The organism is Devosia sp. MC532, assembly GCF_016461625.1.
Taxonomy (GTDB): domain Bacteria; phylum Pseudomonadota; class Alphaproteobacteria; order Rhizobiales; family Devosiaceae; genus Devosia.
In genome coordinates, this window is record NZ_JAEMNZ010000005.1 from 158015 (window position 1) to 182082 (window position 24068).

Annotated in this window: 23 protein-coding genes and 2 pseudogenes; 10 read left to right on the top strand and 15 right to left on the bottom strand. The window is 58.2% G+C overall.

Annotated elements, in window-relative coordinates:
- Positions 1–9: 9 nt before the first annotated feature.
- From accC to JHC09_RS08445, 3 genes are read left to right on the top strand one after another with little or no spacing between them, the layout of a single operon-like run.
- The gene (accC, locus tag JHC09_RS08435; protein WP_169193769.1) at positions 10–1356 is read left to right on the top strand and encodes an acetyl-CoA carboxylase biotin carboxylase subunit; all 1347 of its coding nucleotides are present in this window, start codon (positions 10–12) and stop codon (positions 1354–1356) included.
- A gap of 39 nt (positions 1357–1395) precedes the next feature.
- Complete coding sequence (gene aat, locus JHC09_RS08440) at positions 1396–2052, top strand: leucyl/phenylalanyl-tRNA--protein transferase (protein ID WP_199531580.1); 657 nt, start codon at positions 1396–1398, stop codon at positions 2050–2052.
- Positions 2027–2803, top strand: a complete 777-nt coding sequence (locus JHC09_RS08445; protein ID WP_199531581.1) for an APH(3') family aminoglycoside O-phosphotransferase — start codon at positions 2027–2029, stop codon at positions 2801–2803. Before aat ends, JHC09_RS08445 begins: the two co-directional genes overlap by 26 nt.
- A 1-nt stretch (position 2804) precedes the next feature.
- Here the strand turns inward: JHC09_RS08445 and JHC09_RS08450 are convergent, their stop codons facing one another.
- From JHC09_RS08450 to JHC09_RS08460, 3 genes are read right to left on the bottom strand one after another with little or no spacing between them, the layout of a single operon-like run.
- Positions 2805–3302, bottom strand: coding sequence for a GyrI-like domain-containing protein (locus tag JHC09_RS08450; RefSeq protein ID WP_199531582.1), 498 nt, complete (start codon positions 3300–3302; stop codon positions 2805–2807).
- A gap of 60 nt (positions 3303–3362) precedes the next feature.
- On the bottom strand, positions 3363–3746 hold the full coding sequence (locus tag JHC09_RS08455; protein ID WP_248308945.1) for a DUF2155 domain-containing protein: 384 nt from the start codon (positions 3744–3746) through the stop codon (positions 3363–3365).
- Between the two features lie 44 nt (positions 3747–3790).
- A complete protein-coding gene (locus JHC09_RS08460) occupies positions 3791–4177 on the bottom strand; it encodes an NADH:ubiquinone oxidoreductase subunit NDUFA12 (RefSeq protein ID WP_199531672.1) in 387 nt (128 codons plus the stop codon).
- 482 nt (positions 4178–4659) lie between these two features.
- Here JHC09_RS08460 and JHC09_RS08465 point away from each other — a divergent pair, with 482 nt between their 5' ends.
- On the top strand, positions 4660–8346 hold the full coding sequence (locus tag JHC09_RS08465; RefSeq protein WP_199531584.1) for a vitamin B12-dependent ribonucleotide reductase: 3687 nt from the start codon (positions 4660–4662) through the stop codon (positions 8344–8346).
- 199 nt (positions 8347–8545) lie between these two features.
- Positions 8546–9649: an STAS-like domain-containing protein gene (locus tag JHC09_RS08470; RefSeq protein WP_199531585.1), complete on the top strand. Its 1104-nt coding sequence runs from the start codon at positions 8546–8548 to the stop codon at positions 9647–9649.
- Positions 9650–9867: 218 nt separating this feature from the next.
- On the opposite strand, the pseudogene JHC09_RS08475 reads toward JHC09_RS08470, so the two are convergent.
- From JHC09_RS08475 to JHC09_RS08490, 4 genes and pseudogenes are all read right to left on the bottom strand, one after another.
- Positions 9868–10155 (bottom strand): annotated as a pseudogene (locus JHC09_RS08475) (GIY-YIG nuclease family protein).
- 114 nt (positions 10156–10269) lie between these two features.
- Positions 10270–11079, bottom strand: coding sequence for an ABC transporter ATP-binding protein (locus tag JHC09_RS08480; protein WP_199531586.1), 810 nt, complete (start codon positions 11077–11079; stop codon positions 10270–10272).
- The gene (locus JHC09_RS08485) at positions 11069–12103 is read right to left on the bottom strand and encodes an iron ABC transporter permease (protein ID WP_199531587.1); all 1035 of its coding nucleotides are present in this window, start codon (positions 12101–12103) and stop codon (positions 11069–11071) included. The genes JHC09_RS08480 and JHC09_RS08485 overlap by 11 nt, the downstream gene beginning before the upstream one ends.
- Entirely contained in the window at positions 12100–13071 is a 972-nt protein-coding gene (locus JHC09_RS08490) for an iron ABC transporter permease (protein WP_210338125.1), read from the bottom strand. Before JHC09_RS08490 ends, JHC09_RS08485 begins: the two co-directional genes overlap by 4 nt.
- A gap of 126 nt (positions 13072–13197) precedes the next feature.
- Between JHC09_RS08490 and JHC09_RS08495 the strand changes: the two genes are divergently transcribed.
- From JHC09_RS08495 to JHC09_RS08505, 3 genes are read left to right on the top strand one after another with little or no spacing between them, the layout of a single operon-like run.
- Complete coding sequence (locus JHC09_RS08495; RefSeq protein ID WP_199531588.1) at positions 13198–14121, top strand: iron-siderophore ABC transporter substrate-binding protein; 924 nt, start codon at positions 13198–13200, stop codon at positions 14119–14121.
- Between the two features lie 59 nt (positions 14122–14180).
- Positions 14181–15104 (top strand): iron-siderophore ABC transporter substrate-binding protein, encoded by a 924-nt coding sequence (locus JHC09_RS08500; RefSeq protein ID WP_199531589.1) that lies wholly within the window; start codon positions 14181–14183, stop codon positions 15102–15104.
- 23 nt (positions 15105–15127) lie between these two features.
- Positions 15128–16006: a sucrase ferredoxin gene (locus tag JHC09_RS08505; protein ID WP_199531590.1), complete on the top strand. Its 879-nt coding sequence runs from the start codon at positions 15128–15130 to the stop codon at positions 16004–16006.
- Positions 16007–16100: 94 nt separating this feature from the next.
- On the opposite strand, the pseudogene JHC09_RS08510 reads toward JHC09_RS08505, so the two are convergent.
- Positions 16101–16205: pseudogene (locus JHC09_RS08510) on the bottom strand (4-carboxy-4-hydroxy-2-oxoadipate aldolase/oxaloacetate decarboxylase); the annotation flags it as partial.
- Positions 16206–16720: 515 nt separating this feature from the next.
- Here JHC09_RS08510 and JHC09_RS08515 point away from each other — a divergent pair.
- Positions 16721–17122 (top strand): VOC family protein, encoded by a 402-nt coding sequence (locus JHC09_RS08515; RefSeq protein WP_199531591.1) that lies wholly within the window; start codon positions 16721–16723, stop codon positions 17120–17122.
- Between the two features lie 38 nt (positions 17123–17160).
- Here the strand turns inward: JHC09_RS08515 and JHC09_RS08520 are convergent, their stop codons facing one another.
- The gene (locus tag JHC09_RS08520; protein WP_199531592.1) at positions 17161–17688 is read right to left on the bottom strand and encodes a hypothetical protein; all 528 of its coding nucleotides are present in this window, start codon (positions 17686–17688) and stop codon (positions 17161–17163) included.
- Positions 17689–17868: 180 nt separating this feature from the next.
- Here JHC09_RS08520 and JHC09_RS08525 point away from each other — a divergent pair, with 180 nt between their 5' ends.
- Positions 17869–18531 (top strand): L,D-transpeptidase, encoded by a 663-nt coding sequence (locus JHC09_RS08525; protein WP_199531593.1) that lies wholly within the window; start codon positions 17869–17871, stop codon positions 18529–18531.
- A 59-nt stretch (positions 18532–18590) separates the two neighbouring features.
- Here the strand turns inward: JHC09_RS08525 and JHC09_RS08530 are convergent, their stop codons facing one another.
- From JHC09_RS08530 to JHC09_RS08555, 6 genes are all read right to left on the bottom strand, one after another.
- Positions 18591–18971, bottom strand: a complete 381-nt coding sequence (locus JHC09_RS08530; RefSeq protein ID WP_169196408.1) for a DUF983 domain-containing protein — start codon at positions 18969–18971, stop codon at positions 18591–18593.
- Between the two features lie 282 nt (positions 18972–19253).
- Positions 19254–20153 (bottom strand): dienelactone hydrolase family protein, encoded by a 900-nt coding sequence (locus tag JHC09_RS08535; RefSeq protein WP_199531594.1) that lies wholly within the window; start codon positions 20151–20153, stop codon positions 19254–19256.
- A 78-nt stretch (positions 20154–20231) separates the two neighbouring features.
- Entirely contained in the window at positions 20232–20972 is a 741-nt protein-coding gene (locus JHC09_RS08540) for an ABC transporter permease (protein ID WP_199531595.1), read from the bottom strand.
- A complete protein-coding gene (locus tag JHC09_RS08545; protein WP_199531596.1) occupies positions 20969–21907 on the bottom strand; it encodes an ABC transporter ATP-binding protein in 939 nt (312 codons plus the stop codon). Before JHC09_RS08545 ends, JHC09_RS08540 begins: the two co-directional genes overlap by 4 nt.
- Positions 21904–23058, bottom strand: a complete 1155-nt coding sequence (locus JHC09_RS08550; protein WP_199531674.1) for an ABC transporter permease — start codon at positions 23056–23058, stop codon at positions 21904–21906. Before JHC09_RS08550 ends, JHC09_RS08545 begins: the two co-directional genes overlap by 4 nt.
- A gap of 52 nt (positions 23059–23110) precedes the next feature.
- On the bottom strand, positions 23111–24019 hold the full coding sequence (locus JHC09_RS08555; RefSeq protein ID WP_199531597.1) for an ABC transporter substrate-binding protein: 909 nt from the start codon (positions 24017–24019) through the stop codon (positions 23111–23113).
- Positions 24020–24068 lie beyond the last annotated feature (49 nt).

Sequence of the window (24068 nt, forward strand, 5' to 3'; positions counted from 1 at the left end):
GGGGCGACCATGTTCCAGAAAGTCCTGATCGCCAATCGCGGTGAAATCGCGCTGCGCATTCTGCGCGCGTGTAAGGAGTTGGGTATTCAGACCGTGGCGGTTCACTCCACGGCTGACGCCAATGCCATGCACGTTCGCCTTGCGGACGAAAGCGTCTGTATCGGCCCGAACGCCGCCAAGGACAGCTATCTCAACATTCCGGCCATCATGGCTGCATGTGAGATCACTGGCGCCGACGCTGTGCACCCGGGCTATGGTTTCCTTTCGGAAAACGCGCGCTTCGCCAAGATCCTCTCCGAGCACAACGTAACCTTCATCGGCCCCTCGTCGCACCATATCGAAATCATGGGCGACAAGATCACCGCGAAGAAGACCGCTGTTGAGCTTGGCATTCCAGTTGTTCCGGGTTCTGCCGGTGCCGTGGAAACCGAAGAACAGGCCCTCGAAGATGCACGTCGCATCGGCTATCCGGTCCTGATCAAGGCAACCGCTGGTGGCGGTGGTCGTGGCATGAAGGTGGCGCAGACTGAAGCTGACCTCCTTGTCGCTTGGTCCACTGCCCGCTCGGAAGCCAAGGCCGCGTTCGGCAATGACTCTGTGTACATGGAAAAGTACCTGGGCAAGCCACGCCACATCGAAGTCCAGATCCTGGGCGACGGTCAGGGCAACGCCGTGCACCTCGGCGTGCGCGATTGCTCGCTCCAGCGTCGCCACCAGAAGGTCTGGGAAGAAGCTGGTGGTCCAACCATCAAGCCGGAAGAACGTGACGAGATCGGTGAAATTTGTGCTGCCGCTATGCGCAAGCTCAAATACTCCGGTGCTGGCACGATCGAGTTCCTCTACGAAAACGGCGAGTTCTATTTCATTGAAATGAACACCCGCCTGCAGGTGGAACATCCGGTCACAGAACGCATCACCGGCATCGACCTCGTGTACGAACAGATCCGCGTTGCTTCGGGCGAAAAGCTCTCGATGACGCAGGATCAGGTCAAGTTCACTGGCCATGCGATCGAAGTGCGTATCAACGCCGAAGATCCGCAGACCTTTGCGCCGTCACCCGGCACGATCACCTTCTACCACCCCGCTGGTGGCGTTGGTGTGCGCGTCGATAGCGCCGTCTACCAGGGCTACAAGATCCCGCCCTATTATGACTCGCTGATCGGAAAGCTGATCGTTTACGGTCGCACCCGCGAAGAATGCCTGCAACGTCTGCGCCGTGCGGTCGACGAGTTCGTCATCGATGGCGTCAAGACCACCCTCCCGCTCTTCCAGCGCCTGATCAAGGAAGCCGATATTCAAAACGGCAACTACGACATCCATTGGCTGGAAAAGTTCTTGGCTGAGAACAAGGTCTAATCATTTGAGGGGCGCGCAAGCGCCCCTTATCATATTCCCATGACCGACCCTCAAGACCCGTTCGACATCGAACTCACTCCAGAACTGATCATCCGCGCCTATTGCTCGGGCATATTTCCGATGGCGGAAGATGCTACCGACGAGAACGTCTTTTGGGTGTCTCCCGAAGAGCGCGGCATCATCCCGCTCGAGAATTTCCACGCCTCCAAATCCCTGCGCAAAACCATCCGGAAGTCCGGCTGGACCATTCGCGTCGATAGTGATTGGGACGGCATTTTGGACGGTTGTTCCACTGTCGGCAAAGACCGCAACTCCACTTGGATCAACTCCACCATTCGCTCCGTCTATGGCGAGCTGTTTGAGCGCGGCATTGCCCATACGGTTGAGGTCTGGGACGGCGAGCAACTGGTTGGTGGACTTTATGGTCTCGCCATTGGCGGCGCCTTTTTCGGCGAGAGCATGTTCCATCGCCAAACCGACGCTTCAAAAGCGGCTATGGCCCATCTCGTGGACCGGCTCCGCGCGGGAAATTTTGTTCTCCTCGACACCCAATTCCTCACGCCACATCTAGCCTCGCTCGGGGGAATTGAGATACCACGCGAGGACTATGAGGAACGCTTGGCTAAATCTCTCGAACACATGGGAGATTGGTGGGCATGGGAAGAGATAGATGAGCAAACCGACCGACCTGCCTGAGAGCTTTGCGCCTCTCAAAGACCTCGAGTGGCAGAAGATTACCATCGGCAAGTCTGCCGCTGCGGTTTGGCAAATCGCGCTTCGCGACGGCAATTCTGTTTTCCTGAAATCGGAAGCCAACCACCCTCTCGCCGAACTCCCCGGCGAGATCGAGCGGCTGAACTGGCTCACCAAAATGGGCTTCAAATCCCCGCGCGTCATCGACGCCGAACAAAGCGCCGACCGCGTCTGGCTGCTGATGAGCGCCGTGCCCGGTTCAGACCTGACGCACTTGCGCGACAAACCCGAATTGTTCATCCGCGCCTATTCGCAGGGCCTCAAGCGCATGCATGCGCTAGACCCGCGCCAATGCCCCTTCGATCACTCCATCGAGGCTCGCATCGCTCTCGGCACCCAACGCGCTGCGGCAAAGCTCGTTGACGAAAGCGATTTCGATCAGGACTGGATCGGTTCCACGGCGGAGGACGTGATCGCTTGGCTCAACGTTAATAGACCCACAGAGAGTGAGCTGATCGTCACCCACGGCGATCCTTCAGCCCCCAATATTCTGAGCGACGACGAGCGCTTTTCCGGCATGGTCGATTGCACCCGCCTGGGAACGGCCGATGTGTGGCAAGACCTTTCAATTGCCTGCCGCTCCATCGCTTACAATGTCGGCCAAGAGCACGTCCGGCCCTTTCTCGACCTTTACGGGGTCGAATGGAACGCAGAAAAGTTTCGCTTTTACAACACACTAGACGAGCTTTACTGACTCAACGCATTAACCGAAAAGCGATCTCGGTCACTGGCATTCCGCTGGGATGCTCGCCGGGGTCGAGGTGATAAATCTCTAGCCGCGTGCTATCGCTCCACGAGCCCTGCCCGTCGCGCCGACCATCAAGCTCCAAGCCTTCCCGTTCAACCCACTCGCCCAAGACCCGATTGGCATCATACAACTTGTGATAGTCGACATTGGCGTGCAGGGAGGCGTAGCGCCCGGCGGGCAAGATTGCCGTGCTCACCTCCCCTGATGGCGTCATCATGGTGGTCGTCGGTACGCCAACGATCACTTCCATGCCGCCATCTGAGTAACAGCGCGGGTAGTTGAAGAAGGATCGGCCGGCGACGGTCCCACCCATCTCTTCAATCCAAGCAATAAGCTGATCGACAAGCGGCGGCGCGACACGGCCAATCTCAGGCTGAGGTACAACCACGCGCATAAACGCGAAAGTCAGCGCTTCGCGCTCGACAATTTTGGGTTCAGTCAGCATTTCACTCCCCATCAAACACTGATGGGCAAGTATGCCTCTCAAACCGAGGCAAAAGCTAGACTATCTGCTCGAGGGCGGCGGCACGTCTGTCGAGGTCTTACACTCGATCAGCCACACGTCATAAACCGCATGATCAACCGCGTTAAGCGCCGGGCTATCGGCGAACATCCAGCCGGTGAAAATCCGTTCCGCCGAGCCATCAAGGCTGCGCTGGTCGACTTCAAGGAAAGCCGAAGTGCGCTGCACCGTGTCGGAGCTCGAGCGATTGTAGCAAGCGCGTGGCGTCATCTCGAGCGCGCCAAACAGCACCGTCTCATCGATGAAAACGTCAAAACGGGTAATGCGACCGGTAATTTTGTCGAGCCCGGCAAAGGTCGCGACCGGATTGGCAATCGGCTGCGCATATGCGGGGGCCGAAAAAGCGAAAACGGTCGCTGCCAGCAGCGACCGAGAAATGAGACGACGGAGAAAGGGCAAGCCCAAAACCCTTATTCGGGCGACCACGCCTGGTAGTCGCCGGTAACCTGCGGACGTTCACCGGACTTCAACAAGCTGCCTTCCGGACGGTAAGCAGCGGCAGTGCCGGTGAGGTTCTTCTGATGCGGCTTTTCCCAAGCGCGCGGCTGATAGTTTGCGCCACTTGGCACCTCGTCGGTGCGGTGATGCATCCAGCCATGCCAACCGGGCGGAATCGCCGAAGCGTCAGCAAAGCCACCCGCATAGGTAACATACCGACGGCTCGCCTTGCGATCCTGATAATAGCGATTACCGAACTCATCCGAGCCCACATATTCGCCAAAGCGCTTGATCCAAAGGCGCGTGCCCCAGGTGTTGCCACCCCACCACGCGAAGATTTCACTCAGGAATTGCTTGATACCGGACTGGGCCACTTGTCGATTCCAGAAGAATTGGTCGTCAATACTCTGGGCGGTTTAGCATGGCCCGCCCCCCGATCCAATTCTTTCTTGCGACAATCGGACCCACCACAGGGCTTTTTCTATCCCCGTCATACTCAACCGTGCCCATTGACCATTTTCTTGCGCTTGACATTGACCATGGCTGATTCAGGGATTTGACCCGAACCTGAAAACCGCAAGTGCTTTCACCCTTTAGCGTCAAAACCTCAAACATCACTACCCTCCCCGCAGCGCCCAATTAACGAGTGCGACGGCTTGTGAAGCGCAGGGGCTATATCCATATAAAATACTAGATTTTGAGATTAAACCCAAATGCACCACTAGGGATAGTGTGATCGAAATCTCAAATTTGCGTCTCGACTCGTACAGGGATCGGGCTTCTCATGGCCTCAACACCTGTGTGCATGCCGAGCACACTCACCCGAGCCCAGAGACCGAAAATGCGCATCACCCGCCGCTTTACGACCGCCACCTCTGATCGCTACGCCAATATCGCGTTTCGCGCTGCCACCAGCGAGATCCGCAATCCCAATGGCTCGACCGTCTTCAAGCTCGAAGATATCGCCATTCCCGAGACTTGGTCTCAGGTGGCGACCGACATCATCGCCCAGAAATACTGTCGCAAGGCGGGCGTGCCGGCGGCGCTCAGAAAAGTCGAAGAGAACGCGGTTCCCTCCTGGCTTTGGCGCTCTGTGCCCGATGAAGCCGCCCTCGCCCAGCTCCCCGCAGATCAGCGCTACGGCTGTGAGCGCGACAGCCGGCAGGTGTTTGATCGTCTTGCGGGCACATGGACCTATTGGGGTTTTAAGGGCGGCTATTTCGACACCGAGGACGACGCCCGCGCCTTTTATGACGAGCTGTGCTACATGCTCGCCACCCAGCGCGTTGCGCCGAACTCGCCGCAATGGTTCAACACGGGCCTGCACTGGGCCTATGGCATCGATGGGCCCGGTCAGGGCCACTACTATGTCGATCCCTTCACCCATGAACTGACGGCCTCCACCTCGGCCTATGAGCACCCGCAGCCCCACGCCTGCTTTATCCAGTCGGTCGACGATGATCTCGTCAACGAGAATGGCATCATGGACCTTTGGGTCCGCGAAGCGCGCCTTTTCAAATACGGCTCGGGTACCGGCACCAATTTTTCCGCCCTGCGCGGCTCTGGCGAAAAACTCTCGGGCGGCGGCAAGTCCTCCGGGCTGATGAGCTTTCTCAAAATCGGCGACCGCGCTGCGGGCGCGATCAAATCGGGCGGCACCACACGACGCGCCGCCAAAATGGTCGTTGTCGATATCGATCATCCCGACATCGAAGAGTTCATCAATTGGAAGGTGAAAGAGGAGCAAAAGGTCGCCGCTCTGGTGACCGGCTCGAAAACCGTTTCCAAGCATTTGAAGGCCGTCATGAAGGCTGCCATCAATTGCGAAGGCGGAGTGGGCGATGACTGCTTTGACGTCAGCAAAAACCCAGCCCTCAAGCGTGAGGTCCGCGCCGCCAAAAAGGCGCTGGTGCCGGAAAACTACATTTTCCGCGTCATCCAATTCGCCCGCCAAGGTTTTACCGACATCGACTTCCCGGTCTACGACACCGATTGGGACAGCGAAGCCTATCTGACTGTTTCGGGTCAAAACTCGAACAATTCCGTTCGCGTCACCGACGCGTTTCTGCACGCGGTCGAAGCCGACGCGGATTTTGCCCTCACCGGTCGCCGCGATGGCAGCACCTTCAAGACGCTAAAGGCGCGCGATCTCTGGGATCAGATCGGCCACGCCGCCTGGGCTTCGGCTGATCCGGGGCTGCAATTTCACACGACCATCAATGAGTGGCACACGTCCCCCGCTGCAGGCCCAATCACGGCTTCCAATCCGTGCTCGGAATACATGTTCCTCGACGACACGGCCTGCAATCTCTGCTCGGTCAACCTGCTGCCCTATCGTCAGGCCGACGGCAGTTTTGACACCGAAGCCTTTGAGCATACTGTCCGCCTCTGGACCATTGTGCTCGAAATCTCGGTGATGATGGCGCAGTTCCCCTCGCGCGCCATTGCCACCCGCTCTTTCGAATACCGCACGCTCGGCATTGGCTACGCCAATATCGGCGGCTATCTCATGACCTCCGGCATTCCCTATGACAGCGCCACCGGCCGCGCCATCACCGGGGCCATCACCGCCGTCATGACCGGGGTCAGCTACGCCACCTCCGCCGAAATGGCCAAGGAGCTTGGCCCCTTCGCCGATTATCCCCGCAATGCCGCGCATATGCTGCGCGTCATCCGCAATCACCGTCGCGCCGCTCACGGTCAAACCGCCGGCTACGAAGGCCTTTCTATCGCGCCAGTCGCCCTCGACCACGCCAACCTCTCTGACGCCACGCTCGCCGCGCGCGCCAAGCAAGCCTGGGACGACGCGCTCGCCTTGGGCAGTGAGCACGGTTTCCGCAATGCGCAGGTCTCCGTGATCGCACCCACGGGCACCATTGGCCTCGTGATGGATTGCGACACCACCGGCATTGAGCCCGATTTTGCGCTGGTAAAATTCAAAAAACTCGCGGGTGGCGGTTATTTTAAAATCATCAACCGCGCCGTGCCCCCGGCCCTGCGGACCCTAGGCTATTCCGAAAGCCAGATCGCGGAGATGGAAGCCTATGCCGTCGGCCACGGCAATCTCAACCAAGCCCCGGCCATCAACCCGGCCAGCTTGAACGCTAAGGGTTTTACTGAGGACAAGATTGAGGCCCTCAACGGCGCGCTCAAGTCGGCATTCGACATCAAGTTCGTCTTCAACCAATGGACGCTTGGGGTCGACTTTCTCAAAACCCTTGGGGTTACCGACGCCCAGCTGGCCGATCCAAGCTTTGAGCTTCTGTCCTTCCTTGGCTTTTCCAAGGCCGAGATTGAAGCCGCGAACACCCATGTGTGCGGAGCCATGACGCTCGAAGGCGCGCCGCACATCAAGGCCGAACACCTGCCGGTCTTTGATTGCGCCACCCCCTGCGGAAAAATCGGCAAGCGTTACCTGTCCGTGGACAGCCACATATTGATGATGGCCGCCGCCCAGCCCTTCATTACCGGGGCGATTTCCAAGACCATCAACATGCCCAATGACGCGACGGTCGAGGACACGAAAAACGCCTATATGCAGTCCTGGCGTTTGGGGCTGAAAGCCAATGCGCTCTATCGCGACGGCTCCAAGCTGAGCCAGCCGCTCAATGCCTCGCTTCTCGCCAATGATAATGACGATGAAGACGACGTGGTCGAAACCTTCGCCGCCATGCCCGCCGCCGCGCGCACCGAAGTCATCGTCGAAAAAATCGTCGAGCGCCTGCGTGAACGCGAGAAAATGCCTGACCGCCGCAAGGGCTACACCCAAAAGGCTGTCGTCGGCGGCCACAAGGTCTATGTCCGCACGGGCGAATATGACGATGGTCGCTTGGGCGAAATTTTTATCGACATGCACAAGGAAGGCGCCGCCTTCCGCGCCATGATGAACAATTTTGCCATCGCCATTTCTCTGGGCCTGCAATATGGCGTGCCGCTCGATGAGTATGTGGAGGCCTTCACCTTCACCCGCTTCGAGCCGGCCGGCATGGTCCAAGGCAATGACCGCATCAAGAACGCTACATCCATTCTCGACTACGTCTTCCGCGAGCTGGCCGTGTCTTACCTCGACCGCGACGACCTCGCGCATGTTAACCCCGACACGCCCACGGCGCTGGGCAAAGGCGTCGCCGAAGACCACGACGCCCGCACGGCCCCAACACCCGTTCCTGCGGCACAATTTGTCTCGCGCGGCATGACCCGCGGCCGCACGGCGAACACGTCACTCATGCTCGTCCCGACAGCCGAGATCTCCCGACTGTCACCCTCGGGCACCAACACCAGCACGGTGACCGCCCTGCGCTCTGGCACGGCCCTCAAAATTGAGCCGAGCCCAACAGCGCTCAACGCCGCCGAACTCTCCCCCCTCCCAGCCCCGCCGCCCTCAAAGGACACGGGGCTCCTCCGCGCCGAAGCTCAAATGAAGGGCTACACCGGCGACCAATGCACCGAGTGCCACAACTTTACGATGGTGAGGAATGGGACGTGTTTGAAGTGTGACACGTGCGGAACGACGACGGGGTGTAGTTGAACAACAAATTAAGCACACCGACTCCGATGACATTCTTGCAAATTACTGGCATCAATCAATTACACTTAAGTAATTTGGAAGTACCATGCATTCGGATGGCAACCGTATATATTTTACTAGCGACACTGGGCATGACCCACTCCCTACCGCGGCGGCGCTACACAACCTAATCACCAAACAAGGATACTCTGACATAATATTGGACTTCGAGAATGCAGGGTATTTGTCACCCTCTTTCATGATTCCACTAGTAACCATTTCTCGAAACTACCGGAGAGAGAACGTCAACTTTGAGATCGTGATGCCAAGCACGAAGAAAAGTGCATTGCACGTCAGCAACACTAATTGGGCTCACCTCATTTCGCCAGAGAGCTATGAGGCCAAAGGGGCTGATCAGCTGCACATGTCTGCTAGGCAATATCTTAATCCTGACGAGCAATTTAGAGCCGTTGATGACAGCATTGGCGTCATGATCAATTCGCTAGAAGGGGTCAATCGATCTGGCCTACAAGCTCTGGAATGGGCGCTCAATGAAATAACTGACAACGTGCTAAACCACGCCAATTCAGCTGTTGGCGGGATAATGCAAGTAGTCAACTTCCCGAATAGACGACGCGTGGAATTTTACGTTTGCGACGCAGGTATGACAATTCCGCGCAGTCTACGAAGCGGCCGCCAAGATATTACGAATGACACTAGCGCCTTACGCTCTGCAATTGAAGAAGGAGTAACCAGAAACAAGCAGACTAATCAAGGGAACGGGTTATTCGGAACCTTTAAATGCTGCGAGGTAAGCAACGGTGACTTTGACATTACATCCGGCATGGTATCGCTCCGCGCTAGGCCAGGTGAACTACCGGTCACAGAGGGCACAATTCCGTTTCCTGGAACTTTCGTAAGAGCGTCGATAGGCTATGACTATGAAAAACTGTTGGAACGTGCCCTTGTATTCGGAGGAAAACGTCATGTTCCGGCACACGATTTCATCGATCGCTTCTACCAAATCGACGGCGAAACTATCCAATTCAAGGTTGCAATTGAACTGAAAGCGTTTGGCAGCAGAGAAGCGGGTAAGTTAGCGCACGCAAAAATCGAAATGCTAACGGAATCCTTCTCCATTCCAGTAGAGTTCGATTTCGAGAATGTCAGATTGATCACCAGCAGCTTTGCTGACGAAGTCTTCGGCCGAATATTTGAAAGCATGGGCGCAGTGCGGTTTGGGCACATTTGTCGCTTTAAGAACGTCGACTCAACCATCCGTGCACTAATTGACAGAGCGATCGCGCAGCGCATTAGCCAATAGCTCCCCGAAGAAACCTTATCCCCCCACAGGCCGCGCGGTCGCGAAGAACTGTCCAGTAGGGAGAGCCGGATGGGGCTGGTACATTAGCCCCCACCAGCCGCCACCCTCGGGCTTGACCCGAGGGCTCTGCACTTGCCGAGCCATCCAAAAGTACAGTCTCTTCGGGTCAAGCCCGAGGACGACGCGCGGGGATTGAGTGAGAAAAGGCATGACCAGGCCTAGTCCCAGATCTCATCCCAGAGATCGCGCCACTCGGGGTTATCCAGTTCAATCAGCGCTTCCTTCCACGCGCGATACCATCGCTTGAGTGATGTCTCCCGCTGGCTCGCATCGGGGATTTCTCCATGCTCCTCAAAATACACCAAGCGCTTGATATTGTTTTTCTTGGCCTATCCCGGCACGAGCCCTTCGCGATGCTCATACACAAGGCGCTGGAGATCATTGGTCACGCCGATATAGGTGCGGCCACGGCGCGTATCGGCAAGTATGTACACAAAGCCTGACATGGAGAGATCATCACGCCTCTGCAGGCGGGATCAACTTGTCAGAATTCCCTAAATCCGCCCAACGTCGCTCTACAAAAAGCGGGAGCACCACGCAGGACCTAGCGCGTGAAAGCGCTATTCGGCGGCCCTGACGGTGCTCAGCGGAATGCACAAGGGACGCTGGTGCACAGGATCGGTGATGACACGGGCACGGACGTCAAACACGCGCGCAATGGTGTCTTCGGTCATCAGATCTTCCGGCGATCCGCTGGCCGCAATGGCGCCATCGCGCAAAAACACCAGATGATCGGCATAGCGCGCCGCCAGATTGAGATCATGCAGCACCAGCACAACAGTGCGCCCGAACCCCTCCTTGAGCTCCCGCACGAGATCGAGGCAATCGAGCTGATGGGCCATGTCCAAGTGGTTGACCGGCTCATCGAGGCAAACGACGTCCGTCTGTTGCGCCAAGACCATCGCGATCCAGACGCGTTGCAACTGACCGCCAGAGAGCGACCCGATGCGGCGATCGCGCAAGGCGGTGACGCCCGTCCCTGCCATGGAGCTTTCCAGTGCCGACGCATCATCGCGGCTCCACGGTTGCAGCATGGATTGGTGCGGATAGCGGCCCAGCCGAACCAGTTCCTCAACCGTCATGTCTTCCGGCGCGGACGGGCTTTGGGCCAAAAGGCCGATCTGTCGCGCCAGCGCCTTCTCGCCCAGCCGAGAAATGTCGAGCTCTTCGAGGAAAATACCACCAGAGGTGGGCTTATGCAGGCGGCGAATAGCGCGGAGCAGAGTGGACTTGCCACACCCATTTGGCCCGGCCAGAACGGTAATTTTACCGCGCTCAATAGGCAGCGACAAAGACTGCAGCACATTGACCTTGCCATAGGAAAGGCTGAGATCGCGCACATCGATGCGGGAGCAGGATTTATCCGTCATTGCGTTGCTTGCCCATCAGCAGGAATAAGAAATAGGGAGCGCCAATAATGGCGGTCACAGTGCCCGCGGGCACCTCAATCGGCGAGAACAGAACCCGCACGATCATGTCGGCACCGACGAGGAAAATAGCGCCGAGCAGGAAGCTGGCGACAATACCGGCATAGACATTGCGCCCAACCAGCAAGCGCGCCAGATGCGGCGCCATAAGGCCGATGAAGCCGACAGCGCCAACAAAGGCGACCGAGAGAGCGGTCAGGCTCGCGGCGAGCGCGAAAATGACGATGCGAAAGACCGGCAGGTTGAGCCCGACGGAACGCGCCGAAACTTCATCGAGATCAGCAGGTGGCAGACGCCGTGCGGCCAGCAGCACTAAAATCATGATGGGCAGTAGGGCAATCGCGGTGATCTGGATTTCCCCCCAGTTCACCTCGTTGACCGCGCCAGCCAGCCATCGCTGGGCTTGGGTGGCGCGATAGATCGGCCCGATCAGCATGAAAATGACGGTGAGGGCCTTAGCAACCGCCGCAACGGCAATGCCGAACAGCAGAAGCCGGATCGCCGATGAGGCCTGGCGTCCCGATAAGGTGAATACGAGCGTGATCGCCAAAAACGCGCCGATTGCGGCCGCAACAGGCTGATAGGCAATGGAGGTGACCAGCGCATTGGACTCGTTGGAGAGCAGCGCCAGAAACAGCACAACGCCTAGGGCAGAGCCGTCAATAACGCCCAACACACCGGGCGACGCTAGGCTATTGCGCGTGACCTTTTGCAGAAGAAACCCGGAGACCGCCATGCCGCCACCAGCCAAAATGGCCATGACGACGCGCGGGAGGCGCAATTGCAATACAATGATGTTCTGCGTCTTCTCGCCAACGCCGAGAATTACGCCGATGATTTTATCAAAGGCGATCCAGGTTGAGCCAAAGGCAACAGCGCTGAGGGACAGCAGGACGAAGACGGCGATGATGGCCACGAGGCTCATCGCATTTCGATACTGGGTCACAGCCGAAGACGAAGGGGTCATGCGGCTCTCCGCTTCAACAAAACCAGCAGCGCAATTCCGCCGACAACAGCAGTGATCGCCCCGACCGGCGCTTCTGTGGGATAGACAACAAAGCGGGCGACCACATCAGCTGTGGTGGCGTAGATGGCGCCAATCAGCGCTGCCGCTGGAATGAGACGACGATGGCTCAAGCCGACCAGCCAACGGGCAATGTGCGGAACGACAAGGCCGATAAAGCCCACCGGGCCAGCCATCGATACTGAAGCGCCCGTCAACAGCGACACCGCCAAAAAGCTCAAGCCACGCACGGCAAACAAGGGGACTCCGAGTCCCGTAGCTGTCGAGTCGTCAGCCTGCAAAGCATCAAGCGGGCGCGCCAACACAATGGCAAGCACCGCGCCCAGGGCAATGATGGGAGCACCGGTCTGCACCAAGGCGATTGGGCGATCAACGAAGGCGCCAGAAAGCCAGAACAGAAGTTGAGAGAGCTGCGCCTCATTGGTGCTCAGGACTACTTCAACAAGCGAGTGCCCGAGGCCCGCAAAGGTCACCCCGATCAGAACGATCCGAATGGGCGACAGACCGCCCGCGCTAGTAGCAATTGCAAATACCAGCACGCTTGTTGCCAGCGCACCCATGGCGGCCGCGATTGATAGCCCGGTCAGCGACCCAACACCGAACCAGAAACTCGCAATGACGACGCCCAAGGACGCCCCGGCATTCAGCCCCAAGGTGTCAGGCGAGGCAATGCGGTTTCGAGACAGCGTCTGGACGAGGACGCCGGCGATGCCCAGCCCAGCCCCAACCAGTGGCGCGATCAAGGCGCGCGGGAGACGTAAATTGGCAATGACGACGGCAGTTTCCGAGCCGTCATAGGCGACAATGGCCTGCCAGACTTGGTCAAGGCCATAGACGCGATAACCGACGCAGATGCTGATGAGCACCGCGGCGATGAGAGCAATGATCAGACCCGCATATATCGAGGGCATTGGTCCGAACTGGCGATGTGCGGATGGCGTACTCAGCTTAGCCCTCAAACTTGAAGTTGACAGTCATGTTAAACTCTGGTGTGAGCTATGCGCATTCATGACTATCAATGTCAAGTTAGGTGCAAAATGCGCAATCTGAAGATTGTTGTAATCGCCGCCTCGGTGGCTTGTGTTGCGGCCTTCGCGTCATCGGCCGGTGCCCGTGAAGTCACCCATTCCATGGGCACGACAGAAGTCCCAGACGCGCCGCAGCGCGTGGTGGTGCTGACCAATGAAGGGACGGAGGCACTGCTCGCCGTCGGCATTACGCCAGTCGGCGCAGTCCGCTCCTGGCTTGGCGACCCATGGTATGGCCATATCGCCGATCAAATGGCCGATGTGACCGTTCTGGGAGAAGAGTCGGCGATTAACCTCGAGCTTCTGGCTGCCCTTGAGCCAGACCTGATCATCGGCACCAAAATCCGCCATGAGCAGATCTACGAACAGCTGTCGGCAATCGCCCCAACGGTGATTTCCGAGCGCCTGCGCGGCGACTGGAAGATCAACATGGAGCTCTATGCAGAGGCTGTCGGCAAGTCCGCCGAAGCTGAAGCTGCGTTTGCCGCCTATGACGCGCGTATTGCGACCACGAGCGCTGCGCTTGGCGATGCCAAAGCAGAAGAGATTTCGCTCGTTCGCTTCATGGCTGGACGCACAAGAATCTACCTGAATGACACATTTGCCGGCAATGTTCTGAGCCAGATCGGCTTTGCCCGTCCGGCGAACCAGGACCGCGACGAATTTGCCGACGAGGTGACCAAGGAACGTATCCCTGAGTTCCAAGGCGACCGTCTGTTCTACTTCATCTACGAGACCGGCGATGGCGCGGCAGACACGGCAGCCGCTGAATGGATGGCCGACCCCCTGTGGGCCGCGCTACCCGTCGTCGCCGCTGGCAAAGCCCAGGGCGTGTCGGACGCGACTTGGAATACGGCCGGCGGCATCCTCGCTGCCAATGTAATGCTTGACGATATTGAAGCCATTTATGGGCTTCCAGCGACCCGCAAATAAGCCTCAACGCGGGCCCGACTGCGGGCCCGCTCCTTATCCGCAAGAGAAACCAAATAACCATGATCAAATCCCTCCTAACAGCCGCAGTGCTGAGCTCGGCGCTCTTCGGCTTCGCCGGATCGAGTGCGGCCCGCGAAGTGACGCACGCCATGGGCGTTACAACAGTTCCAGACGCGCCCCAGCGCGTGGTCATGCTGACCAATGAAGGCACTGAGGCGCTGGTCTTTATCGGCGTGATCCCTGTTGGCGCGGTCCAGAGCTGGGACGGCGATCCGTGGTATGCGCACCTAAGCGAAGCGCTCAAGGACACGGTCGCCCTTGGCACTGAAAATGCTGTCAATCTGGAGGTCATCGCCAGCCTTGAGCCAGACTTGATCATTGGCAACAAAGTGCGTCAGGAGAAGATTTACGACCAGCTGTCCGCCATTGCCCCAACGGTTTTCGCCGAGGACCTGAGCGGTAGCTGGAAGGATAATATGACCCTTTATAGCGAAGCCGTCGGCAAGGCAGAGGAAGGCAAGCAGGCGCTGGCCGATTTCGACGCCCGCGCCGCCACGATCGCCAATTCCATTGGTGACGGGCTTGCTGAAGAGATCTCGCTGGTTCGCTTCGCTCCCGGTCGTGTCCGCCTTTACTACAAGGACACCTTCGCCGGTGGCATTCTCGGCCAGATGGGCTTCCAACGTCCTGCAGCTCAGAACAAGGATGAGTTTGCAGAAGAAATCCAGAAGGAACGTATCCCGGACATGGCCGGCGACCGTATCTTCTACTTCTCCGATGATGCCGACCCAGAAGATGCCAAGGCGAATTTGTCCGAGTGGACCAGTGACCCGTTGTGGCAGAACCTTGAGGCCGTCAAGTCGGGCAAAGCCCAGCGCGTGAGCGAACTGGTATGGAACACGGGTGGCGGCATTTTCTGCGCCAACATGTTGCTGGACGAAATCGCCGCCATCTATGGCGTTGATCCAGCGAAGGCCGACTAAAGCCTGGCTGCAGAACCTCAACCATGGACTTTTGCACTGATTACGCCATTGCCCAGCCGCTCGCCGGCACCGGGGCAATGGCACTGCGCCACATGTTTATCCGCTGGCCGAAAGGGAAATGGCGTCGGCCACGGTACCAGTCGGCTGGTTTGGATGAGGTTCTGCAACGCGCCATCCACGAGTCCTACGGGCCGAACTGCTATGTCGGGCTGCTTGAGAGCGACGGCGGCCCAGACTTGGAACTGGTGTCATTTCCCGACAGCCGCACCGCCCTACCCGCAAATCAGACCGAAGCCGTAGCCCTCATTCGCGCTTGGGCGGACGGCACGCCACTGAGCGGTCCCGTTTTGCCGCGACCGGTCATTCTGTGCTGCACTGATGCCAAGGTGAATGCGTGTTGCGCACGCTATGGTTTCCCCATCTACAAAGCCCTTCGAGAACAGGCCGGAGCGTTTGGCTTTGATGTGATGCAGACCACCCACTTTGGCGGCTGTCACTTCGCCCCTTCGGTCATTGTCATGCCACAGCGCGCCCGCTATGGCCGCCTTACGCCAGATCAAATTCCAAGCTTCTTAGATACCCTCGCCCAAGGCCGACATTACCTGCCTGCCTTTAAGGGCCGCCCCGAACTCAGCGAGGCTGAACAGGCCGCTGAAATTGCAGCGTGGGAATGGGCCGAAGCAAACGGCTTCACCCAAGACGATGTGCGATTACTGGACCCAATTGAGGGAACTGGCGGCACCGCGAGCGCTCAGGCCATGGTCGGCAACGCTGTTCTCGCAATTGGCTTAGAAACCAAGTCGTTCCACATGCACGGCACCTGCCGTTCGCTAGCCAGCGACGACGGAAAAACCGTTGAGCGCCTCATCGTGACCGCGGTCCAAGTCGTCCATCGACCGTAAAACACACGAGTGCACTACTCGGCGTACACTTCGGCCCCGATGAGAGGCCGAATACCCGGCCTCTCATGATCTGCTATTCGCAGTGTCCGCAGCCTCAAACGTATTTGAGGCCCTTTTCGGCCAAGCGTTCACGCATCTTGTAGATATCGAGGCCCAACTCGCCAGCTGCGAGACGTTTGCGCTTCGCCTCTTCGGCAGCCGGGACGCTTGCACTCACCTTTTCCGTCTGGCTCGGGACGATAGAATACGGCACACCGTATGGTGCTGACTTCGAGTTTAATGCACTTGAATTGCCAGATCGGGCACTCATCCTATTAAACTACTTGGTGCTTCCGACATTAAACGTGGCACTCTACTTCGGGTTGATAGGCAATGACGTGCCCCCAGATATTGGACCGCCCGCCTGGGGCTTTTCCGGGGGTATGCGTTCAGGGATGGCCGGATGCCCCTGACACATTTATGAGCGATATCGGCGGTTTGTTGCCGATGGCGCACGAGGCGATGCTTGCTTAACCTTTTTCATCGCCGGAGGACCGGCACTGAAGTCATCTTCGCCTCGTGCAGCAGTCCCACGCCTCAGGCCAAGATCTCGACCCGCGGGCCCGCAGCCACGCGGCGCATGTTCACGTTTTTTGCTCTGAGCCCGTGGCACGCCACGCAATATTGCTATGCCCCAAACAGAGGCATAGGCTGCTCGCCAAGGAGGACAACACGATGGATACCGCGAGCAAATTTGGGGGCGTCACGCCCTACCTCAGCGTCGATGGCGCACGCAAAGCGATCGAGTTCTACAAGGTCGCCTTTGGCGCTATAGAGCGCCACGCCCTGCCAAGCGAGGACGGCAAGCTGATCATGCATGCCCATATCGACATCAACGGCACGCCGATCTTCCTCAGCGACTTCTTTCCCGACTACGGCTATCCCGCCGTCCCGCCCCAAGCATTCAATCTGCACATTCACGTCGACAACGCCCAGATGTGGTGGGACCGCGCCTTGGCGGCAGGGTGCACAGTCGGCCAGCCGCTCGAAAAGCAATTCTGGGGTGATATCTACGGCCAGCTAAAAGATCCCTTCGGCGTCACCTGGGCCATCGGCCAAGAGACTGCAGACTCGTAGTGCGCGCCGCGAGCCTTTAGGCCAACCCCTGCCGAACCTCAGCCGCATGTCTCCAAGACTTTTCCGATCATCGTCTTGGAGCCACGCGCGCCAAACACATGCGTATCGAGCTGATCAAAAGCCCCGCCGCCTTTCGTTCGCACAAAGGCAACCCGCATGCTGTCTCGCGCCTGTTGCGCAATCCGCGCCCACTGCCGCGCCACGGGGCCCCGCACGATCACCGAACTTCCATCCAGATGCACCAATGGCATGTCCTGGGCAAAGCTTGTTCCACCCCCAGATGACACCCGGCTACCAGAAGCCGCGTCCGGGGTAATCGCCACGCTAATCGAACTCGCGCCCACCACAGCTTTGTCCGGTGACTTCACCCAAAAGCCCATGGTGAGCGTTCCGCCGCGACACGCAAACTGAAACTGGGCCTTGTCTGTCTCAAACCACGCAATGGGCGTCGCACCGCCCTCATAGCGCCAAAGCTCATCGGCCATGAGCGGCGCGGTGAAAGCCAAAGAAAGAACTGCGGCAGCAAAAATACGCATGGCAAACCAGTGAGTGATCGACAGGTTCACTGGCCACCAAAACCGCTAAAATTCTCTTTCAATTTTCGCGAGCCAACAAAAGGTGATGACCCAGTCGCACAGGGCGCCTCACTCGCTGATCAAATAATTCCAGAGCACTTGCCAAGAGTTCGAGAGCAGAACACTCTCCTTCTCATCAAAGGACAAGCTTGGCTTGAGGACGAGTCTCATATGACCGAAGTACAATCCAATATCGGACTTAATCGTCGCCATGTTCTGTTTGGCGCAGCGTCTTTAGCGGCACTAACGCTGGCCGGGTGCACCAGCATGGGCGGCGGCATGTCGCACGAGGAAGCTCTGCTCGCCTATGGTCCTCTGCCCAAAGAACGTTTCCCGGTCCCGGCCGTCAATCTGAACAAGGTCGACCCACGGTATCTGCGCCGCACGGTCGCCTATAAATCCAATGAGGCGCCGGGAACGATCATCGTCGACCCAGGAAAATTCTACGTCTATCGCATCGAGGGGAATGGCATGGCCACGCGCTACGGCGCCAATGTTGGCCGCGCAGGCTTTCTTTGGAATGGCGACGCTTACATCGGCCGCAAGGCAGAGTGGCCCGTCTGGACCCCGCCACGCGAGATGATTGCCCGCCAACCTGAAGTCGCAAAATATGCAGGCGGCATGGCCCCCGGTCTCGACAATCCACTCGGGGCGCGGGTGCTCTATCTGTACCAAGATGGGCGCTACACGCTCTACACCATCTATAGCACCGTCATGCCGGAGACGATCGGCAAGAACATCACCAGTGGCTGCGTCGGCCTGCTCACGCAAGACGCCAAGCATCTGTTCGACCGAACCCCGGTCGGCACCAAGGTTGTGGTGCTCAAGGCCTAGTCGCCAAAACACAAAAGGCCCCTGCGGGGGCCTTTTAGCAGTCTATCGACGATTGGGCCTCAGCGGTCCTGCTCGTCGCTCCAGCCTTTGGCCCACATCATGCCAATGATCGCCCCTTTGATGGGCGGCATCACCGCGAGCGAGCCGAAAAGCGTCACCGGCACCAAAATATAGAGATAGAACATCGGGTCATTCGCTCCCCGCAGTTCCATATCCAGCATCAACACAGCGACAACATGAACAATGAGCGTGATGACCACGAGGCTGGTAAACAACCCGGCCTTAAACTCGCCGATTGGTTCATTGCAGTTGGCGCAGACATCCACCTGTTCGAGATAGTGATGGAATAGCCATCCCTTCCCACAATTTGGGCACTTGCACTTGAGGCCACGCTTCATCGCTGGCCATACGCGCTTCTGGTTAGAGACGGGCTCTTGCATCTGCCTTCCTCTCCTTCGGATTGCGGCCCTCTAGGGCTAGGTCCGCATACCGCCTGGGTCAAAGTGGCGATTTGTATCACCCTGACCAAATTTTACGCATCAGGCGACTATAGTAGCCAAATCCCAAGGAGATCGGCCACGGAACAATTTTTACGCGTGTGCGGTGCCTTAAGGGAGAAACACGCATATGGGTTCCACACTCTTGACCTTACCCCTTGGGAAGGCCGTACCTACCGTGCCGGTCCCGCCAACCATCGGTCAATCCGGCCAATTGCGGCCCACTTAAGCCGACTCAGCGGCTTTCAAATAGCGCTCGAAAAACCATAAAACGCTGTCCCGCATCTGGGGCGTTTCCATATGGCCAACACCCGGCTCTATCAGCAGGTCGAGCGCTTCTGGCTTACCCAGATAGGCTGCTTCAAGTTCCAGCCAAGCAGCCTTGAACGCATCTGGCGGCGTCAGGCTATCGTCTTCACCGATGCACACCATTTGCGGGCGCGGCGCGATTAAAGCTGCCACCTGTCCGGCGTCGAACTCTTCCAGCAAGCCCGGCACGACCATATAGATGCCGTGACCGTCATGCGCCCCGGAGGCGATCATCTCCCTCTGATTGGCAAAGCAACAGAGATGGGCCACGACGGCAATGCGCTCGTCCAAGGCGGCATGAAAATAGCTCAGCGTCGACCCCATGGACATGCCCAGCGCGCCGATGCGACCGGGATCAACATCGTCTCGGCTGGCGAGATAGCTCAATGCGGCAGCTTCTTCATTGAGCATTTTGCCAAGAAGCGATTTCCCATACCAAAGCAATGCCTTAGACGCGCTCGCTTCAGTAACGGTGTTACGTCGACCAAAGCACGGCATGTCGATACATAGGGTGACATAGCCCGCTTTCGCCAAAGCAGGCCCGGGCCCATCGAGCAAATACTCCCGCCCCCGGATCAACTCCTCGGCGCCAATATCATAGTTGCCACCATGCGAATGCGCATAAAGGATCGCTGGCCCGCGCCCGACATGGTCAAGCGGCCTGGTCAGCAGCCCCCGCACCTGCTCCTCGCCGATTTGAAGCGTTAGAACTTCAAGAACATAGCCGTCACGCCGCGTTTCGAGGCTATCAATGACTGCTGCCTCGGGAACCTGCCAGCGAATGAGCTCAGCAAGCCGAGCGCGTGTCTTCGTCATGGTCCCCTCCAAGCCCAAAACCTACGCGTCAAACAATCATACTTTTGAGAAAGTTCAAACTCTTTCCGCCACGTATAATTACCGCGCAGCAAGGCGATAGCGGCTCACCCGGCGTTCTAGAACCTGCAACAGATCGTTGATAATAATAGCCAACAGCCCAACGACCAGCGCCCCCTGAGCGATGAAGGCAATGTTGGAGTTGATCAATCCTGCGATGATCGTCTCCCCCAAGGTCGAGGCGGCAACAGTCGAACCAATCGTTGCCGTTCCCAGCGAAATAATCGCCGAAATCCGAATGCCTGCCAAAATCGCAGGCATAGCAATAGGCAATTCCACCTGAGTCAGCTTCTGCCATTCGGTCATGCCGACACCATCTGCGGCTTCCGCAACTTGGGGTGGCACCGAGCTTAGCCCCGTTAGCGCATTCTCAAAGATCGGCAGCAAGCCATAGAGAAACAGCGCCAGAAGCGTCGGTGCTGTACCAAACCCCAGGATGGGCACCGCAAGCGCCAGAACCGCCACAGGCGGAAAGGTCTGTCCGGCGTTGGCCAGCGTGCGCGACAGCGGCAGGAATTCCCGACCGAAAGGCCGCGTCACCAAAATCGCCAGTCCCACAGCCAATACAGCGCCCGCAAGTGTCGCCGCCAGCACCAGACCTAAATGGCTCAGCACCAGATTCAACACCGTGTTCTGCGTATAAATCACCGGCTGGCCCTCCTTGGCGAGAGGCGCGAACACAGGCTCAAACCACTGCGGCTGCGCAATGAATGCGACAAGGATGGCCAGCACAGCTATATTGATCAGCGCGCCCCACCTCATTGTGGCCTCGCCGCTTGCCGGATGGCCGTGTCGAGCGTCACACGTCCAATGATTGCCCCTTGCGCGTCAGCCACGGGCACGGCCTTGCGCCCGCTCCACAATGCCTCCTCCAGCGCATCGCGCAGTGTTACGTGCTGGCCCAGTGGCAGCCCGCTGGCCTCACCCGCCTCAATGAAGGTGCCAATGGGTTGCAACGCAAGGCGTCGGAACGCCCGCTCCCCGCTCCCCAGCAAGGCCCCAACAAATGGCGTTGCAGGTTTGACAACAATCTCGAGCGGCACGTCATATTGAACCAGCCTGCCCTGATCCATAACCGCGATCTTATCCCCCAGATCTATGGCCTCAGCCATGTCATGGGTCACGAGCACCACAGTCGTCCCTAGGCGTCGCTGAATGTGTTTGAGGTCTTCCTGCGCCCGCGATCGAATAATGGGATCGAGCGCGCCGAAGGGCTCATCCATAAGCAAGACTTTTGGCTCCGCCGCGAGCGCGCGGGCAACGCCAACGCGCTGTTGCTGCCCGCCAGAAAGTTCACTGGGATAGCGCTCCGCAAAATCCTGTTCAGGTAACTGAAACAGCTCAAGCAGTTCATGAACACGGCGCGCTATCCGACTCTGTTCCCAGCCCAAAAGACTGGGCACAGTCGCAATATTCTGCGCAACAGTGCGATGCGGAAAAAGGCCATGCCCTTGAATGGCGTAGCCAATCTCCCGCCGCAGCGTATGGGGTGGGACTGTCGAAATATCGCGTCCATCAATGCGGATTGCGCCGGAACTGGGCTCAACCAGCCGATTGATCATCCGCAAGAGCGTGGTTTTCCCCGACCCAGATGTCCCCACGATAGCCGCGATCTCGCCATCCGCCACGGTGAAGCTGACGTCATCGACAACGCATTTGTCGCCGAAGTGCTTAAAAACATGGTCAATTTCGATCATGTGCGCCCCTTCGTGGAAACACCTTCAACCAAAGCATCAAGAACAACGGCGGAGGCAAAGGCCAGCGCCACCGTCGGCACGGCACCGAGCAGGACCAGATCCATCGCCGTCTGACCAACGCCTTGAAACACAAAGACCCCTAAGCCTCCGCCGCCGATCAGCGAGGCAATGGTCGCAAGGCCAATGTTTTGCACCAGCACCACGCGGATTGCTGTGAGGAGCGAAGGAAAGGAGAGCGGAAGCTGGATGTGCATCATCCGCTGCCATGTGGTCATGCCCATGCCTTTGGCAGCTTCGTTGGCAGCGGCTGGCACAGCAGCAAGGCCAGAAAGAGTGTTGGCGACGACCGGCATCAAAGAATAGAGAAATAGCGCGACCATGGCAGGCGCGGGACCGATCCCTGCTATGCCCAGATTGGCCGCTCCGGGGATATTGGCCGAGACCCAGGCCAAAGGCGCAATCAGTAGACCGAACAGCGCAATGGAGGGCACGGTCTGGATCGCACTCAATACGCCGACGACGCCGGCCCGGATCGGCTTTGCTTTATGCAAAACAATGCCGAGAGGAATGCCAACGACAACTGCCGCTGCCAGCGAGCCCAGCGCAAGGATAATATGGGTGCCCAGCTCACGCCAGAATACCTCAGCCTGATTGGCATATTCGCGCAGCACCGAGACATTTTCCCAGAGCCCAAACCAGAGAGCGGCCCCCGCGAGACCCGCCATCAGCACCACGAGTGCGACGCGTGCCATCGGACCGAGCCTGAGTTTAACGACGCTATCCGTCGCCAAAAGCCCGAAAGCCAGCGCTGCAATCCACAGCCCACCGGCAGGCGCGGTCCGGGAAATCTTGTCGCCCTCTGTGGTTGCCATGTCCGCCGCAAAACCCAGTGCGACGGCTAGGCCAATAAGGGACGCCAAGGCCAGAACAAGCCGCCAACGCGGGTCAAACCGCAGCAGGGCGAGAGCGCCGACGCTCCCAAACACGCCCATGGCCACAAAGCCCAAGGGCGCAGGGAGCGCATCGACCCAGCCCAAGGCTTGGCCGGGCACGATACGGTTGGCTTTGAAAACGACCAATGGCGACCACAAGGCAAACGCAACCAGCCCGGCGATAATCACGCCGAGCCGATCACACCACGCGTGCCCCATAGGTGCAGCTTGGCTTTCAACCACGCTCATCGCCAAGACAGCGACGGGCTAATTAGAGATAGCCCTGCTCAGTGAGCCAACTCACAGCCACATCCTTGGCTGCCTCGCCATTGACCTGAACCCGACCATTCAGCTCTTGCAGAGTTGCCAGATCAAGTCCTTCGAAGATCGGGCCCAAAATGTGCTCCAAATGCGGGTTCTCGTCGATAATCTGCTGACGGACGATTGCCGCTGGCTGGTACACAGGCTGCACGCCCTTGTCATCTTCCAGAACGACAAGATCGGAAGCCGAGATTGCGCCGTCAGTGCCATAGACCATGGCAGCATTCACGCCATCCGTTTGCTGAGCGGCCGCAGCAATAGTGGCCGCCGTATCGCCACCAGCGAGCGTCACCAATTGTTCAGGCTTGAGGGTAAACCCATACACCTCCTGAAACTTCGGCAAGGCTGCGGGCGAACTGACAAACTCTGCCGAAGCCGCCAGTTTCACCTCTCCGCCTCCGGCAACAAATTTACCAAAGTCAGAAAAGGTCACGAGCCCATTGGCTTCGGCGACGTCTCTTCGGAGCGCAACCGCCCAGGTGTTATTGGCAGGCGCAGGGGCAAGCCAGACGATCTTGTTGGCCTCCAGGTCCAGCTTCGCCGCCTCGGCATAGGCCTGTTCGGCATTGGTCCAGAGCGGATCATCGGCCTTATTGAAGAAGAAAGCCGCATTGCCGGTGTATTCTGGATAGATGTCGATCTGACCGGCCAGAATGGCCTCACGCACCACCGATGTTGCGCCCAACTGGATTTTCTCTGTCACTGCAATGTCATTGGCTTGCAGCACCTGCGAGATGATGTTGCCGAGCACACCGCCTTCCGTATCAATTTTAGAGGCAACCACGACCTGTGCATGGGTCATCGTGGTCGTGATTGCTAGCGCAATGGCAATGCTCGAAATTTTGGTCACGAAACGCATAGTTGAAAACTCTCCATGTCGTCTGGCCAAATCCAGCCCGGCAAAAGTC

What these genes read in the sequence shown, in the direction of transcription:
- JHC09_RS08485 (WP_199531587.1), bottom strand. Translation starts at nt 12,103, where the DNA reads ATGACCCCTTCGTCTTCGGCTGTGACCCAGTATCGAAATGCGATGAGC.
- JHC09_RS08540 (WP_199531595.1), bottom strand. Translation starts at nt 20,972, where the DNA reads ATGAGGTGGGGCGCGCTGATCAATATAGCTGTGCTGGCCATCCTTGTC.
- JHC09_RS08535 (WP_199531594.1), bottom strand. Translation starts at nt 20,153, where the DNA reads ATGACGAAGACACGCGCTCGGCTTGCTGAGCTCATTCGCTGGCAGGTT.
- JHC09_RS08555 (WP_199531597.1), bottom strand. Translation starts at nt 24,019, where the DNA reads ATGCGTTTCGTGACCAAAATTTCGAGCATTGCCATTGCGCTAGCAATC.
- JHC09_RS08445 (WP_199531581.1), top strand. Translation starts at nt 2,027, where the DNA reads ATGAGCAAACCGACCGACCTGCCTGAGAGCTTTGCGCCTCTCAAAGAC.
- JHC09_RS08515 (WP_199531591.1), top strand. Translation starts at nt 16,721, where the DNA reads ATGGATACCGCGAGCAAATTTGGGGGCGTCACGCCCTACCTCAGCGTC.
- JHC09_RS08500 (WP_199531589.1), top strand. Translation starts at nt 14,181, where the DNA reads ATGATCAAATCCCTCCTAACAGCCGCAGTGCTGAGCTCGGCGCTCTTC.
- JHC09_RS08465 (WP_199531584.1), top strand. Translation starts at nt 4,660, where the DNA reads ATGCGCATCACCCGCCGCTTTACGACCGCCACCTCTGATCGCTACGCC.
- JHC09_RS08545 (WP_199531596.1), bottom strand. Translation starts at nt 21,907, where the DNA reads ATGATCGAAATTGACCATGTTTTTAAGCACTTCGGCGACAAATGCGTT.
- JHC09_RS08490 (WP_210338125.1), bottom strand. Translation starts at nt 13,071, where the DNA reads ATGCCCTCGATATATGCGGGTCTGATCATTGCTCTCATCGCCGCGGTG.
- JHC09_RS08450 (WP_199531582.1), bottom strand. Translation starts at nt 3,302, where the DNA reads ATGCTGACTGAACCCAAAATTGTCGAGCGCGAAGCGCTGACTTTCGCG.
- JHC09_RS08480 (WP_199531586.1), bottom strand. Translation starts at nt 11,079, where the DNA reads ATGACGGATAAATCCTGCTCCCGCATCGATGTGCGCGATCTCAGCCTT.
- JHC09_RS08530 (WP_169196408.1), bottom strand. Translation starts at nt 18,971, where the DNA reads ATGCAAGAGCCCGTCTCTAACCAGAAGCGCGTATGGCCAGCGATGAAG.
- accC (WP_169193769.1), top strand. Translation starts at nt 10, where the DNA reads ATGTTCCAGAAAGTCCTGATCGCCAATCGCGGTGAAATCGCGCTGCGC.
- aat (WP_199531580.1), top strand. Translation starts at nt 1,396, where the DNA reads ATGACCGACCCTCAAGACCCGTTCGACATCGAACTCACTCCAGAACTG.
- JHC09_RS08505 (WP_199531590.1), top strand. Translation starts at nt 15,128, where the DNA reads ATGGACTTTTGCACTGATTACGCCATTGCCCAGCCGCTCGCCGGCACC.
- JHC09_RS08495 (WP_199531588.1), top strand. Translation starts at nt 13,198, where the DNA reads ATGCGCAATCTGAAGATTGTTGTAATCGCCGCCTCGGTGGCTTGTGTT.
- JHC09_RS08525 (WP_199531593.1), top strand. Translation starts at nt 17,869, where the DNA reads ATGACCGAAGTACAATCCAATATCGGACTTAATCGTCGCCATGTTCTG.
- JHC09_RS08550 (WP_199531674.1), bottom strand. Translation starts at nt 23,058, where the DNA reads ATGGGGCACGCGTGGTGTGATCGGCTCGGCGTGATTATCGCCGGGCTG.